We start from the raw sequence: 14,177 nt of genomic DNA, 5'->3' as shown, positions 1-14,177 counted from the left end.
ACCTTGATCATAGATCAGGCTTACACCTGCTACTCGCTTAGCCTGATCTACGACAAGATCTATTCATGTCAAACTATCTTAATTGCAAATTAACCCATTCTGCTTGCATTTGTTCCAGCATCTCATCTCTAGTCAACTCGCCAGCGATGTATGCTTGAATCGTACTGCCGTAATCTTTGGTTAATCCTGTTGCAAATCGTGGGAATACCCATTGGAGCGTTTTGCCTGCTTCATTGTATTTTACAATATCTGAACCGATAGGACCTAGCTGTTTATCGGTGGTAGGAATACTTTTGAAAGCAGGTATAAATTTAAATTCGTCAGTGATATAGTGTTTTCCTGTATCTGAAGTCACTAACCAATTTAAAAATTCTTTTGCTTCTGCTTTAACCGGTGAATTTTTGTTCACAATCCAGTTGTTAGGCACGCTGACAAATAGACGATCATTTTCTTGCTTATCATTATTAATCGGGATAGGCATAAGTCCAATATTCATATTCGGCTTAATCCCGTCAATCTGTACCTGTGTCCAGTTCCCTTGTTGCATCATTGCGGCTTTACCATTGGCGAACAACGTCACCTGTGTATTGTAATCCGTCGTTAACGGATTATTATTTCCGTATTTCACCATCAGATCAACCAGATTCAACCAGTCTGTAAATTTCTCGTTTCCTGGAATCTGTGCTGTACCTGCATCCAATTGTTGTAGAAATTGTACAGGATCACTTTGATGCGCAAACGGAATATTGGAATTATGATTCCCTAATACCCACCATTCTTGGAATGCATTTGAGAATGGAATATAACCGGCAGCTTTCAGCTTTTCACAGACGGCTTGTAATTCTTCTAATGTGGTAGGTAATTCTTTAATCCCTACTTTATCAAAAATATCTTTGTTATAAATAAATCCATATCCTTCTAAACCGATCGGTTGTCCATAGATATGCCCGTCACGACTAATAGATTCTTTCGCTCCATCGACCAGATCGCTCACCCACGGCTGATCTGACAAATCTTCCATGTATTCAAACCACAGATTCATTTCTTCATATCCACCGTTACTGAAAATATCAGGTTCATCCCCTGAAGCAAATTTGGCTTTAAGCGAAGCCGCATAATCACTACCGCCACCGACAGACTGAATATCCAACTTCACGCCAGGATGCGTTTTTTCATACTCTACTTTTAATTTGGCAAGTGCATCAGAGATTTCTACTTTATATTGATAAATATGAATCGTTTTGGTTCCACCTGCATCTTCTGTATTCTGATTGCCACAACCGGATAATACTGTCGCTAATCCGAATAGCAAAGTCAGTGGTAGTAAAAGTATTTTTTTCATACTTCGATCCTCCTGTTTTGCTGATTTAGATTTTTTCTCTATTTCATTTTGAATATTAATTGTAGGTCAGAGAATCTTCCTATTACCCTTTAACTGATCCTGAAGTGATACCTTCGATAATATAACGCTGCATAAACAGGAAGAAAATAATAATAGGAGTAATGCCAAGTACCAACGCAGGTAATGCCATATCCCACTGCTTCGTGTATTGACCGAAGAAGCTATACGTCGCGATAGGAATGGTGCGTAATTCTGGACTCGATAAGATTAGAGAAGGCAAAAGATAATCGTTCCAGATCCATAATGTGTTCAGAATAATAACTGTTACAAACATCGGCTGCATTAATGGACACACAATACGGAAAAACACACCATAACGTGAAGAACCATCTACACGCGCCGCTTGTTCAATTTCAAGAGGAACCGTTTTGACGAATCCGTGGAAAAGAAATACAGATAACGGTGCCCCAAATCCAAGATAACTTACGATCAACCCGTACATGCTATTATTCAAACGATATTTACTTGCCATTTCCATCAGTGGCAACATGATTGATTGAAAAGGAATAACCATCGCAGCAACAAATACGAAAAATAGAATACGATTAAACAAAGAAGGCTGACGTACCATCTGATAAGCCGCCATTGAACTGATTAAGACGAGCAATAGATTACTAACGATCGTAACGATCAATGAATTTTTAAGTGCTGTAGGAAAATCAATAGCTGTCCATGCTTTGGCATAATTGCTCCATAAATAAGCTTGCGGCAAGCCTGCTGAATTGGACAAAATGTCTGCAAATGACTTAACAGAGTTGACCAATAAAAAATAAAACGGAATCAGGAAGATTAAGCCGACAATCACAACAATAATTTCGAGAATCAGTGTACGGACACCGTATCGTTTTTGAATATCCATTACAGTTCAACCTCCCTGCTTTTCGTCAGACGTACCTGCACACTGGTAATCAGTGCAACAATCACGAAGAAAATAACTGCTTTTGCTGTACCTAAGCCTAGACGGTTATTGGTAAAGGCTTCATTATAAATATCCAATGCTACCGATTCAGTCGCTTTGAATGGTCCACCATTGGTTAACGCTAAGTTGAGATCGAACATTTTGAACGCCCATGAGATCGCTAAGAACAAGCAGATCGTAATCGCAGGCATAATTAATGGGAAAATAATATGACGCACTACTTGCCAGCGTGTCGCTCCATCAATTTCAGCCGATTCCAAAACATCTTTGGGTACATTGTTTAACGACGATATGTAAATAACCATCAAGTAACCTGCGGTCTGCCAGACAAACACAATCACGATTCCCCAGAATGAAGTAGCGCGATCACCTAACCATGGAAGATTGAATAACGATAATCCAGTAGCTTCACCGACAGCAGCAAATCCTTTGATAAAAATAAACTGCCAGATGAATCCAAGTAACAATCCACCGATCATATTCGGCATAAAGAAAATCGTACGCATCAGATTACGTGTAAATAAAGGCTTGGTCAAAATATACGCTAAAGCAAAGCCTATAACATTGGTAATAATAATGCCAACTACTGTAAAGCGAACGGTAAACCAAAACGCATTTCGAAAATCAGGATCTTTGGTAACGATATGTGTGTAATTGCTAAATCCAACCCAGTTGATTGTTTTCGAGATCCCATTCCAATCTGTAAATGAGTAGTACAGTCCCAAAATAAAGGGGATAATCACAATCAATGCAAAAAACAAGGTTGCAGGTCCTACAAAAACAATCTGTTGAATCCATTGTGACGCTTTTTTACCGACCATATTCAATGTCCTCCTTCAAGTCCCTTTTATCAGCTGAAACAATCAACATATTGTTATATACCCAAGGTTTGTCAAATTGATGACTGTTTTAGGAATATTCATTTCAAATTATGAGAGCGCATTCATTTTTTTGAATCCAATACATGCATATATGAGTATATCCATATGATTACTTTCATCACTTCTGCTAATAGGTGGTAAATAACTTATTCTGTGTAATTACAGCTTCAAATGGGTATATAGTTAAAGCATTCTGTTTATTGAATGTTAGCTTTACATATAAACTCAAAAAAATAAGGAGGGGCTCCTATTGTCCAAACTCAATACGTACAAATGGCTTAATGCAGTAGCTATTGCGGCGGTATTGGTTATGAATTATCTAGCAGCGACACTACCGCTATTTGGTAGAGGTACAGGTGAAATTTCAGACATGTTCGAAATTCTATTAACACCTGCTAGTTATGCATTTTCCATATGGTCTGTAATCTATCTGCTATTAGTCGGCTTTGTAATTTATCAATTCCGCAATTCTTCTGAAAGTAACGAAGGAATCGAAGCAGTCGGAATGTGGTTAGTCATCAATTCATTATGTAATATCATCTGGTTATTCTTCTGGCACTCTTTATTAACTGAGATTGCAACAGTGATTATTATTTTATTATTATTAACCACCATTGTGTTGTATGTACGCACAAGAAGAATCGTTCGTCCTTCTGTAGCGCAGATTATTCTCGTCAAATTACCTTTCAGTATTTATATGGGTTGGGTATCCGTAGCTACTATTTTGAATATCGGAATCGTCTTACACAAAAATGATTGGTCTGGTTTTGGACTATCACCGACTGTCTGGTCAGTCATTGGACTAATCGTAGGTGCATTGATTGCTCTTGTGATTGGATATCGTTATCGTGATAGTATTTATCCGCTAGTCTTTGTATGGGCGTATAGTGCGATTGCATTCAAACATCAAGACTCCCATGCCACATGGTTAACGGCTATTATTTTAGCAGTTGTGCTGTTTATCTATGCGATCTTTATCTTCTTTGTTCGTAATCGTACAAGGGATTAAGAATGTAATAGATATGTAGTGCGATTGTGTTGCATGATCTTTAATTTGATCAAAAAAAGACGTTCTCTATACACGAGAACGTCTTTTTTAAGTTCATCTAATTATTTTTTCAAAGCGATAACTTCGATCTCAACCAAAGCATCTTTCGGTAGACGAGCTACCTGTACAGCGCTACGTGCCGGATATGGTTCTTTGAAAAATTGACCATAAATCTCATTCATTGCTGCGAAATCATTCATGTCTTGCAAAAATACAGTCGTTTTGACCACTTGATCTAAACTGCTACCTGCGGCATCTAGAACAGCAGTGACATTTTCAAGAGCTACACGTGCTTGCTCTTGTACACCTTCTGCTAATTCTCCACTGACAGGATCAAGACCCAATTGACCGGATGCGAAAATAAAAAGCCCTGTATCAATCGCTTGGGAATAAGGTCCAAGTGCTCCAGGAGCACGATCGGTAGAAATCGGTTGTTTGCTCATTGATCATAACCTCTTTTCATCAAAATAGTGTAATCGAATGTATACTCATAGTTTGCAGTATGCCTGAACTCATTTTAAGCGTGTACACTGGAGTTTGGCAATTTTTATCTGTTCAATCATGATGATCCTCTGTATGTTGAGTCACTCGTCGAATTTAAAAGGAATGAGGATTGGGATTTTTCAATACTTTACGTCCTACTGTCAGGGCTAGTAATAACAATAAAATACCTACCGCTGTCTGAAATCCAAATACCTGCACCCATCTAGGCAAAGGCTCAATCCATTCAAAAATCTTACCACCTACCAATGGCCCGATAAAAGAAGTCAGTCCTGTAATGGCAGAATAGACAGCGATAAACATCGGACGATCATTTTTCGGCGTATCTCCAATAATAAAGTTAAAAGATAATTGGTTGAATCCACCCACTCCTACGCCTAGCAACATATGAATAATCAATAACGCCAGCACCGTCGGAATAATCGCATTTAGACTCCAAGCGATACAAGAAGCCGCAATAAATGGCAATGTCCAATACAGCAATGTTTTATTGCTAAAGCGTGCATTCATATTGCCCCAGAAATAAAAGCTGATCATCATAAATATGGTCTGCACTACTGTCATCGTCGATGTAATCGAGTAACTCACATGCAGTACTTCTAACATCACATACGAGTATAACGGAACGACCAGTGTCTGCAACAATAACCAGCACGCTAGAAACCATGTTGCTTTCATAAATAGACCATCATATAACGGCTTACGCAACATGGGTACGAACTTGGTCTCTGCTGAACGCTCGAAAGGTGCATCTGGATAGAATAAAAAGATCACCACATTCATAACAACACAGATCCAGACAATAATATATAAAATCAGAAAACCTTGCCCGCCGGGATACTTATCCAGTAGAAATCCTCCGACAAATAACGTGATACTACCGAGCGCATTCAATATTGTATTGCGAATCCCAAAATATCTACCTCGTAATCGTCCGGGCACAATATCCCCGATCAACGAAGCCCATACGACACCGATTACAGCATTCGCTACAAAGGCTGAAATATACAACATAATAAAAGCAGGAACCCAGAGTTCTTTGGCAAAAATAAACGGTACAAGCCCTGTAGCCCCCCATAGTACGCGGTGCAGAAATACAGATAAAATTAATACCCATTTCCGCTTATGTAATCGTTGGATAAGAAAAGCAACAATCACCTGTCCGACATTGACCAGTGTAGTTAATGCAATCACAAATCCAATCTCTCCTGCTGTCGCACCAAGATACAGTAAAAAACCTGTTAAAAAAGGACCTCCTAATAACGTTGCAAATATCGTGGCTGGAATGCCTTCTGCTGTAGCGATTCGTAAATGATTACGATACATCGAATATCGTCGCTTCTGCACATTCAAACGGTTAAGTCCAAGAGCACGTCTTCGTTTGATAAGTATCCTCTCCTTCGTAAATGACAAAAGTAACCTTGACTACGAAAACTTTAGAGTTAGGTTTGTTTACCCTTCCTGAAGATAACCAAACGTTGATTATACTCTTGTTTAGACATGTATCCGTTATCATTTCAGCAATCATGCAACAAACAAATTGATAAATAAATTGAATTTATTTGTTCAATTTGCTTATGCCGATGATAAATGATGGATTTACAGCGTGGGAGATGAAGGCTCATCACGATCCATATGTAACAACGGAAGATAGAGGGCAAACGTGCTCCCTTCATTTTCTGTACTATCCATATGCAGATAACCACCTAACATATTCGCTAGATCACGACTGATCGATAATCCCAGACCTGTACCTCCATAACGACGAGTGATCGAACTATCTGCTTGTTCAAAAGCTTCAAAAATCAATTGATGCTGAGACGGAGGAATCCCAATACCTGTATCTTGTACTGAAAATACAATCCATTCGCTATGATCTTCTGCACAGCGATACAGATAAAGATGCAACGTGACGCTACCTTTTTGTGTAAATTTAAAAGCATTGGCAAGCAAATTACGCAAAATCTGTTGGATACGCTGAGCATCTGATGCCATAGTCGGTGGAATATCCTCTTCTTGTTCTGTATAGAAAGCAATCCCTTTTTTACGAGCCATAATCTCAAAATGCATCCGTAATCCTTCCAGCAGTTCACGTAGATTCACTTCTTCATACGTAATATCCAGTTTGCCCGCTTCTACTTTGGACAAATCGAGTACATCATTAATTAATTCGAGAAGATCCAGACCCGATCGATAGATCATTTCACTATAAAGAACCGTTTCTTCTGCTGTCCGTTGATCTTCTTTGTCTGCCATCATCTGCGCTAAATTGATAATACTATTAAGCGGAGTGCGCAATTCATGAGACATATTAGCCAAAAATTCAGATTTGTATTGAGAGACCAATAACAATTGCTTGGCTCGTTCTTCTAACACAAATTGAGTCTGTTGCAGTTCTTCGGTCTGTTGATACAATAACTCATTGGCGCGTTCAAGTTGCAACATACGTTGTTGTTCCATATGAAAGTCACGCAAAATCAATACAAATACGCCACTCATTAAAATAGACATCGGCAAAGTAAACGGCATGATCTCGAATACATAGACACGTGTCGGTACAACACCTAATACAGCAATATCAAATGCATTAACCATATTCACGACCAGCACAGTGACAATCCCTTTAATAGACAACTTCACCGCACTATTACGCATCCAAATATTAAGAACAGCACAGACTGCTCCCAAAATGGTCAAATTCAATACACCTACAAAAGCCGCTGTATCAATACTGAAGGTTAATCGAGTTAATCCTATCCCAATACCTACCAACATAATGACAATCGGACGTGAATAAACAGCCGCTGCTACGATCAAAGGTAAAAATCGCAGATCAAAAATAACGTTTTCACTTAACCGAAATCCAAAAAAGCAACTTGCCCAACCCGCAAAAATCAATAAAAAGATTGAACTAATATACTTAATGCGTGCTGAAAAGCGTATAAGGGCATATTTATAAATAATATTTGCCACATATGCAATGGTGACCATCATACCCGCATTCATCAGGAAATTCTTTATGAACCCCACATGATCACCTCTAATTTTAATGTAAAATAAAGTAAAATTATTATAGTATATTCCAATTAAATTTGCAGTATATACCACATCTTTTTTGCTTTTTGGTAACGTTTATAAATTCTGTTATGATGTCTGTATATGAACTTCAAGGAGGTTTGAATTGGTTATGAAATTTCGCGTATCGGCGGTACAATATCGCCTTCAAACGATAGCGTCTTTCGAAGACTTTGCAGCTCAAGTTACTCATTACGTGAAGACGGCTCAAGAATTTGAAGTCGATTTTATTCTGTTTCCCGAATTTTTCACCACTCAATTGTTATCCATAGGTGATGTGCACGGCAAAGCTTTAGGTATCGAGAAATTGCCCGAGTTTACCGACTCTTATATACATTTGTTTCAACAATTAGCTCAAGAAACAGGAATGCATATTATCGGTGGTACTCATGTGATCGAAAAAGAAGGAAAATTATATAACACTGCTCATTTATTTTATCCAGATGGACGGGTAGCTGTACAGCCCAAACTTCATATTACACCAACAGAAGTGACCGAATGGAATATGTCACCCGGTGAAGGCTTAACCGTATTTGAGACCGATAAAGGTACAATTGCTTTATTAACTTGTTACGATATTGAATTTCCTGAAATTGTACGTATGGCAAAAGCTAAAGGTGCAGATGTCATCTTCTGTCCATCCTGTACTGATGATCGTCATGGATTCCATCGTGTTCGCTATACCAGTCATGCTCGTGCTGTCGAGAATCAAATCTATGTAGTCACTACAGGAACAGTCGGTTCTTTACCAACGGTAGACTTTATGCGTGGTAACTTTGGACAAGCGGCTGTTATTACGCCTAACGATGTTCCTTTTCCACCACGAGGTATTCTAGTCGAAGGCGAGATTAATGATGATATGATCGTGACTGCCGATCTGGATCTAGAACTATTATATCAAGTCCGTGAAAAAGGTTCTGTTACCACATGGCGTGATCGCCGTACCGATCTCTATACCGATTGGTCTTAAGTCATGAGCACTTTTGAAGGTACTCTTCCATCATATTATAAATCTTGTTATGTATTCCATAACCAAATGCCATATCCTGCTATTGTGCGTTCTTATACCGAAAAAGATTTTGCAGACTTGATCGAAATTCAACGTGCGGCGTTCCCTCCACCCTATCCTTCGGAGTTGTGGTGGAATGCCGAGCAACTGCGTGAGCATATTTCTCGCTTTCCGCAAGGAGCTCTTTGCATCGAAATCGATGGTGTGCTAGCAGGTTCGATGACTTCATTATTGATTCATTTCGATCCTGCACATCCTCAGCATACATGGGAAGAAGTCACAGATAACGGGTATATTCGCAATCATCAACCGTCAGGAGATACACTGTATGTCGCTGATCTATGTGTACACCCTCATTATCGGCAATGGGGCTTGGGTAAATTAATGATGCAGTCGATGTATGAAGTGGTCACAGCGATGGGACTGACCCGCTTGCTTGGTGCAGGTCGTATGCCCGGTTATCACAAAGTCGCTCAGGACTACACGCCACAGCAATATGTCGAAGCGATTACACAGGGCACACAATACGATCCGGTCATTTCTTTTCTACTGCGATGCGGACGAACACCACTGACGATTATTGAAAATTATTTAGATGATAAAGAATCACTCCATTATGCTGTTCTGATGGAATGGCAAAATCCGCTTCTTATTAAACGTAACTTGAAAGGATGACCTTATCAATGGAATTTGTACGTATCAATCATATCGAAGATCCGTTATTTGCAGATATGCACGGCTTAATGGGACGGATTTTCCCCGCAGAGGAAGTACTATCATTTGACCTGTGGAAAGAACCGTTAGAAGATCCGAGTATCCGCGTGTTTGTAGCTGTACATGAAGGCAAAGTCGTAGGTGCAACAGAATATCGTTATTACGAAGATGATAATGTAGCGATGACTGACTTTACAATTATCGGTGAACCCGGACTTGGGATCGGCGCTTTTCTAGCCCAACAACGCCAGCTCGATCTACAACAAGTCGCTAGTGAAGCAGGCAAAGAATTATTCGGTATGTTCGCTGAAATCTACGATCCCTATCGTATCGAACATCATGAGTTTGGTGGCATCAAACCCATGGACCCATTTGTACGCCGCGAAGTTCTGTCTCATCTAGGCTATCGCAAATTAGACTTCCCTTATATTCACCCTTCATGGAACAATGACGGTGAAGCCGTATCCGAACTCGATTTCTGCTTTTTAGCCTACGATCCTGCAACTCAATCTCTACCCGGATCACTGATCGAAAAGTTCCTACGTCGTTACTACGCCGTCCTAGCTCAAAAACCGGAAGCGTGGGAACAAATGGTCACCCAAGTCGGCCAACGCTCCCAAGTCTCTCTACTCCCACTCTAAAATAAAAAAAATCATACCAAAAAGCTGATGCCAGCGAGAAACACTTCCCTAGCATCAGCCTTTTTACATTCTCATTTATAATCATATGTATTTGATATATTCAATATATTCAATATATTTAAAGTACCAAACATTTTTTTTAATAAACTGTAAACTATTCCATTACTTCATCCGTATATATAATATATAAAACAAACAAATTTCTTTAACACCAAAATCTTAAAATCCCTATAACCCAATCATACTCTCTTAACTTTCCTTCTCTACCCTGCCCACACCCACGGCGGAGCCGCAAGAAAAATCATTATTCCATGCCCGAGCACGTAGTGAGCGGAGAGAAGGGGAATCTTCTGAAAGTCGCCTTTGAACGGTGATCCCCACCGCAAAGCGGTTATTCAAGGGATCATTGTTCACCAGCGACGCCAAGAAGATCCCCTTCTCGCAGCGCCTCTCCACGCGCCCCAGCATTCCATTATTTTTCCCATTACAAATGAATAAGGCGATTGTGATATCCCCGATTAAGGATATTACAATCGCCCTTTATGTTATGTGCCATCTATGTCGTTGTTAGTCACATGCAAGACCAATTTTACGATACTTTGACCATTCTGGCAAGTCTAAATTTCAATTCTATTTCGATACAGCTTATAACAACGTGTTATTTGCACTATTTTCATAGTGACGCTTACTCCACGTATTGTACTCTTCTTCTGCTGCTTCTTTGCTATGTCCATAACGCTCTTGCAGTTTTCCGATAAACTTTTCTTTCTCACCGTTGATCACATCAAGATCATCATCAGTTAGTTTACCCCACTGTTTTTTCGCTTCACCTTTAAATTGAGTCCATTTACCTTTGATAATATCATCATTCATGGTTATTCGCTCCTTTATCATTTTGGATAGGATCAGTATCAGATTAATGATGATAACTTTATCTGATATGCATACCGACTTACTTTGATTCAAAGCATTCTCATTATGAAAATTATGATATAATATATTAATTAGATAGCCTACCTAAGTAAAAAGATAATATTCACTTGCTTGTTAGGCATATAGCGTTTATTATCCATACTCAAGGTGTGTAATCTTAAGGTACGAATAGAAGCTATCTTATTTTGTATTTAACCTGACCTTTTGCTTCTGAATCTTTAGGGTAATGTTAAGAATTAGAGGTTAAATGATATCATAGACTATTGAACTGACTATAGGCGATTAGGTGGTATAACAAAGTTATGAGAAATATTTGGACTATTTATAAAAGTGATTGGAAAAACATTTTTGGCGTCTCTACAGGTATTCTACTGGTCATTGCAATCATGTTATTACCTTCTGTATATGCGTGGTTTAACCTCAAAGCGATGTGGGACCCGTACAGCAATACATCAGGCATCAAAATTGCGATCACTTCTCAAGATAAAGGCACCAAGATTGAAGGCAAAGAGATCAATGTCGGGGATCAAGTACTGCAAAATTTAAAAAAGAATACGACACTTGGCTGGACATTTGTGGATGAACAGACAGCCAAACATGGCGTAGATACAGGAGAGTATTATGCTAGCCTGTTAATCCCATCCGACTTTTCTGACAAAATCGCAAGTATCTTAACCGATGATCCTGTCAAACCCAAAATCATTTATACGGTGAATGAAAAAATCAGTGCAGTTGCTCCTAAGATTACAGATAAAGGTGCATCTACGATCACTCAACAGATCAGTGACGAATTTATAGCGACTGCAAGTGAAGCCGTACTTACCAAGATGCAAGATGCAGGCATCAAATTAGAAGAAGAATTGCCAACGATTCGTAATATTGAGAATAAAATTTTGACATTAGAAGCTCGATTGCCAGAGATTGATGAATTTGCAGATAAAGCGTTAGAACTTGAGAAAAAGCTTCCTCAGATTGATGCTCAAGCTCAAAAAATAGTTGCTTTGCAAAAACGTATTCCTGAAATCGAAGCCGCTGGCGATATGATTCTCAAGGTAGAAGATAATCTTCCGAAGATCAAAGAAGCAGGCAACCAGATTCTTTTACTCCAAAAGCGTCTGCCTGAAATTCAAGCGGCGGCAGATAAAGTCAGTGAACTGGACAAAAACTTTTACAAAGTCGAAGATGCGCTGAATCAAGCGATTGATGATGCTGACAAATTATCCGGCATTATCACAGCTGCTCAAGAAGCATTACCTAAAGTCAAAGAAATCACCGATATCAGTGCTGATTTTACCAATCGAGTGAATACATTTTTAGATGAAAACGATGGTGCTTTTGATTCAGTAGCGCCTATTGTTCGTCAAAATCTAGTCCTTTTACAACAAACAGCGGATGCAACCACTCAACTGGTAGATGCGATTCAAGGAGCCGATATTGATCCACAAGCAGCACTGGATGCTCTGTCGTTTCTTGATACACGATTATCTCGTGCTATCGGTATTATAGAACGTACAACTGATCTATTAACTCGCTTAAATAATGTACTACCTAACCATCCACTCGATAATCCGATTAGTCGTCTGAACACCGTACATGACAAATTTGAACGTCAATTGGATCTGGTACGCAGTATTCATCAAGCGATAACCAATGGACAACAACCGGCTGAAGATATTTTGAACAATCTTCGTCAATTGTCTACTGATGCAAGTGATGCTTTAGGAGATCTTATTTCAAGATACGATTCAGAGATTGTACCTAATATTAATCAAGGATTAGATAATCTCAAAACCGTCGCCAAAGACGCAGCCAGTGTTCTTCAAACGGCTCAACAGAAGCTTCCTGATGTCGAAGCTGTACTAAACGATGCTCAAAGTGGTGTGGCTTTCGGTCAAGAAGAGTTAAAGCAATTACAGACCGATCTACCGAATATTGAGAAAAAATTACATGATGCCGATCAATTACTACAAAGCAAAATGGTGGAGTTTACCAAGCTGATAAACAATGCTGCTGATTTTGTAAATAATGATCTGCCTGGCATAGAGACTAAAATTCATGATGCTGCTGACTTTGTACGCAATGATCTACCCAAAGCAGAGAAAGAATTAGATAAAATTACTGATTTGATTCAAAATAAACTGCCTGAAGCTGAAAATGCGGTGCACAAAGTAGGCGACTTTATCCGCAATGATCTGCCTGGACTTGAAAAATCAGTGCACAGTGCAGCCAATAAAGTTCGTTTGCTCAAAAATAGTGATAGTGAGCTGTCCCAGATTATCAAATGGCTTAAAGGCGATATTCAACAAGAAAGTGACTTTTTATCTAGCCCTGTTGAATTAGAAGCTAATCGCACATATCCTATCCCTAACTATGGATCAGCCATGTCTCCTTTCTATACCACACTCTCGATCTGGGTAGGGGCAATGTTGTTAGTCTCCATGTTCAAAGTGGAAGTAGAGGATATTGAGAAAAGGTATCGTCCATACCAGATTTACTTTGGTCGAATGTTCACCTTTATGACGATTGGTATGGTACAAGCGCTGATTATTTCACTCGGTGATATCTTTATTTTAGGTGCCTATGTCGTCGATAAAGTCTGGTTTGTCGGATTAAGTGTGTTAATCAGTATGGTATTTGTCACGTTAACGTACACCCTTGTATCGGTATTCGGTAATATTGGTAAAGGGCTTGCGATTATACTGCTCGTACTGCAATTTTCAAGTTCAGGCGGTACATTCCCTGTCAGTATGACCGGTACTTTTTTCCAAGCCTTACATCCGTGGTTCCCATTTACGTATGCGGTTGAAGTGCTACGTGAAGCTGTCGGCGGTATGCTGATGGAGACAGTCTATCGAGATGTGATGTATCTGGTTGGATTTATGATATTGTTTATGCTCTTTGCAGTCATATTCAAAAAACCACTTGGACCGTTAACCGAGAAAATGGCAGAAAAAGCGAAAAAGACAAAACTAATTCCTTAAGCGCTTGGCACCATAAGCGCGACTTCTTCTACTTCAATCAAACCTGATTTTTGCATAGCAAAATATCTTACAT

The 14,177-nt window shown here is 39.2% G+C and carries 12 protein-coding genes; 5 read left to right on the top strand and 7 right to left on the bottom strand.

The window, feature by feature from the left end:
- Positions 1-73: 73 nt before the first annotated feature.
- The 3 genes from PaeCFBP13512_RS17225 to PaeCFBP13512_RS17215 all read right to left on the bottom strand — a co-directional run bounded on the left by PaeCFBP13512_RS17225 (position 74) and on the right by PaeCFBP13512_RS17215 (position 3,142).
- Entirely contained in the window at positions 74-1,342 is a 1,269-nt protein-coding gene (locus PaeCFBP13512_RS17225; RefSeq protein ID WP_069329526.1) for an ABC transporter substrate-binding protein, read from the bottom strand.
- Positions 1,343-1,424: 82 nt separating this feature from the next.
- On the bottom strand, positions 1,425-2,261 hold the full coding sequence (locus PaeCFBP13512_RS17220; RefSeq protein WP_069329527.1) for a carbohydrate ABC transporter permease: 837 nt from the start codon (positions 2,259-2,261) through the stop codon (positions 1,425-1,427).
- Positions 2,261-3,142, bottom strand: coding sequence for a carbohydrate ABC transporter permease (locus tag PaeCFBP13512_RS17215; RefSeq protein ID WP_069329528.1), 882 nt, complete (start codon positions 3,140-3,142; stop codon positions 2,261-2,263). The genes PaeCFBP13512_RS17220 and PaeCFBP13512_RS17215 overlap by 1 nt, the downstream gene beginning before the upstream one ends.
- 310 nt (positions 3,143-3,452) lie before the next feature.
- Here PaeCFBP13512_RS17215 and PaeCFBP13512_RS17210 point away from each other — a divergent pair, with 310 nt between their 5' ends.
- Positions 3,453-4,211 (top strand): tryptophan-rich sensory protein, encoded by a 759-nt coding sequence (locus tag PaeCFBP13512_RS17210; RefSeq protein WP_137224840.1) that lies wholly within the window; start codon positions 3,453-3,455, stop codon positions 4,209-4,211.
- 101 nt (positions 4,212-4,312) lie between these two features.
- On the opposite strand, the gene PaeCFBP13512_RS17205 is transcribed toward PaeCFBP13512_RS17210, so the two are convergent.
- From PaeCFBP13512_RS17205 to PaeCFBP13512_RS17195, 3 genes are all read right to left on the bottom strand, one after another.
- Positions 4,313-4,693, bottom strand: a complete 381-nt coding sequence (locus PaeCFBP13512_RS17205) for a RidA family protein (RefSeq protein WP_137224838.1) — start codon at positions 4,691-4,693, stop codon at positions 4,313-4,315.
- 154 nt (positions 4,694-4,847) lie between these two features.
- Positions 4,848-6,104, bottom strand: a complete 1,257-nt coding sequence (locus PaeCFBP13512_RS17200; RefSeq protein ID WP_425415585.1) for an MFS transporter — start codon at positions 6,102-6,104, stop codon at positions 4,848-4,850.
- A gap of 246 nt (positions 6,105-6,350) precedes the next feature.
- Positions 6,351-7,781: a sensor histidine kinase gene (locus PaeCFBP13512_RS17195; protein WP_441343341.1), complete on the bottom strand. Its 1,431-nt coding sequence runs from the start codon at positions 7,779-7,781 to the stop codon at positions 6,351-6,353.
- A gap of 157 nt (positions 7,782-7,938) precedes the next feature.
- On the opposite strand from PaeCFBP13512_RS17195, the gene PaeCFBP13512_RS17190 reads away from it, so the two are divergent.
- From PaeCFBP13512_RS17190 to PaeCFBP13512_RS17180, 3 genes are all read left to right on the top strand, one after another.
- Positions 7,939-8,796 (top strand): carbon-nitrogen hydrolase family protein, encoded by an 858-nt coding sequence (locus PaeCFBP13512_RS17190; protein WP_069329533.1) that lies wholly within the window; start codon positions 7,939-7,941, stop codon positions 8,794-8,796.
- 66 nt (positions 8,797-8,862) lie between these two features.
- On the top strand, positions 8,863-9,510 hold the full coding sequence (locus tag PaeCFBP13512_RS17185) for a GNAT family N-acetyltransferase (RefSeq protein ID WP_137224834.1): 648 nt from the start codon (positions 8,863-8,865) through the stop codon (positions 9,508-9,510).
- 8 nt (positions 9,511-9,518) lie between these two features.
- Positions 9,519-10,190: a GNAT family N-acetyltransferase gene (locus PaeCFBP13512_RS17180; protein WP_137224832.1), complete on the top strand. Its 672-nt coding sequence runs from the start codon at positions 9,519-9,521 to the stop codon at positions 10,188-10,190.
- Positions 10,191-10,835: 645 nt separating this feature from the next.
- On the opposite strand, the gene PaeCFBP13512_RS17175 is transcribed toward PaeCFBP13512_RS17180, so the two are convergent.
- Complete coding sequence (locus tag PaeCFBP13512_RS17175; RefSeq protein ID WP_069329536.1) at positions 10,836-11,063, bottom strand: CsbD family protein; 228 nt, start codon at positions 11,061-11,063, stop codon at positions 10,836-10,838.
- Positions 11,064-11,425: 362 nt separating this feature from the next.
- On the opposite strand from PaeCFBP13512_RS17175, the gene PaeCFBP13512_RS17170 reads away from it, so the two are divergent.
- Positions 11,426-14,104: a YhgE/Pip domain-containing protein gene (locus PaeCFBP13512_RS17170; protein WP_069329537.1), complete on the top strand. Its 2,679-nt coding sequence runs from the start codon at positions 11,426-11,428 to the stop codon at positions 14,102-14,104.
- Positions 14,105-14,177 lie beyond the last annotated feature (73 nt).

The sequence above is a fragment of the Paenibacillus sp. CFBP13512 genome (assembly GCF_005233705.1).
Lineage (GTDB): Bacteria > Bacillota > Bacilli > Paenibacillales > Paenibacillaceae > Saccharibacillus > Saccharibacillus nuruki.
This window is presented reverse-complemented; position numbering and strand designations above follow the sequence as displayed.

Excerpts from the sequence above, each read along its gene's own strand:
- PaeCFBP13512_RS17170 (WP_069329537.1), top strand. The coding sequence starts at position 11,426 with ATGAGAAATATTTGGACTATTTATAAAAGTGATTGGAAAAACATTTTT.
- PaeCFBP13512_RS17205 (WP_137224838.1), bottom strand. The coding sequence starts at position 4,693 with ATGAGCAAACAACCGATTTCTACCGATCGTGCTCCTGGAGCACTTGGA.
- PaeCFBP13512_RS17190 (WP_069329533.1), top strand. The coding sequence starts at position 7,939 with ATGAAATTTCGCGTATCGGCGGTACAATATCGCCTTCAAACGATAGCG.
- PaeCFBP13512_RS17185 (WP_137224834.1), top strand. The coding sequence starts at position 8,863 with ATGCCATATCCTGCTATTGTGCGTTCTTATACCGAAAAAGATTTTGCA.
- PaeCFBP13512_RS17180 (WP_137224832.1), top strand. The coding sequence starts at position 9,519 with ATGGAATTTGTACGTATCAATCATATCGAAGATCCGTTATTTGCAGAT.
- PaeCFBP13512_RS17175 (WP_069329536.1), bottom strand. The coding sequence starts at position 11,063 with ATGAATGATGATATTATCAAAGGTAAATGGACTCAATTTAAAGGTGAA.
- PaeCFBP13512_RS17215 (WP_069329528.1), bottom strand. The coding sequence starts at position 3,142 with ATGGTCGGTAAAAAAGCGTCACAATGGATTCAACAGATTGTTTTTGTA.
- PaeCFBP13512_RS17220 (WP_069329527.1), bottom strand. The coding sequence starts at position 2,261 with ATGGATATTCAAAAACGATACGGTGTCCGTACACTGATTCTCGAAATT.
- PaeCFBP13512_RS17225 (WP_069329526.1), bottom strand. The coding sequence starts at position 1,342 with ATGAAAAAAATACTTTTACTACCACTGACTTTGCTATTCGGATTAGCG.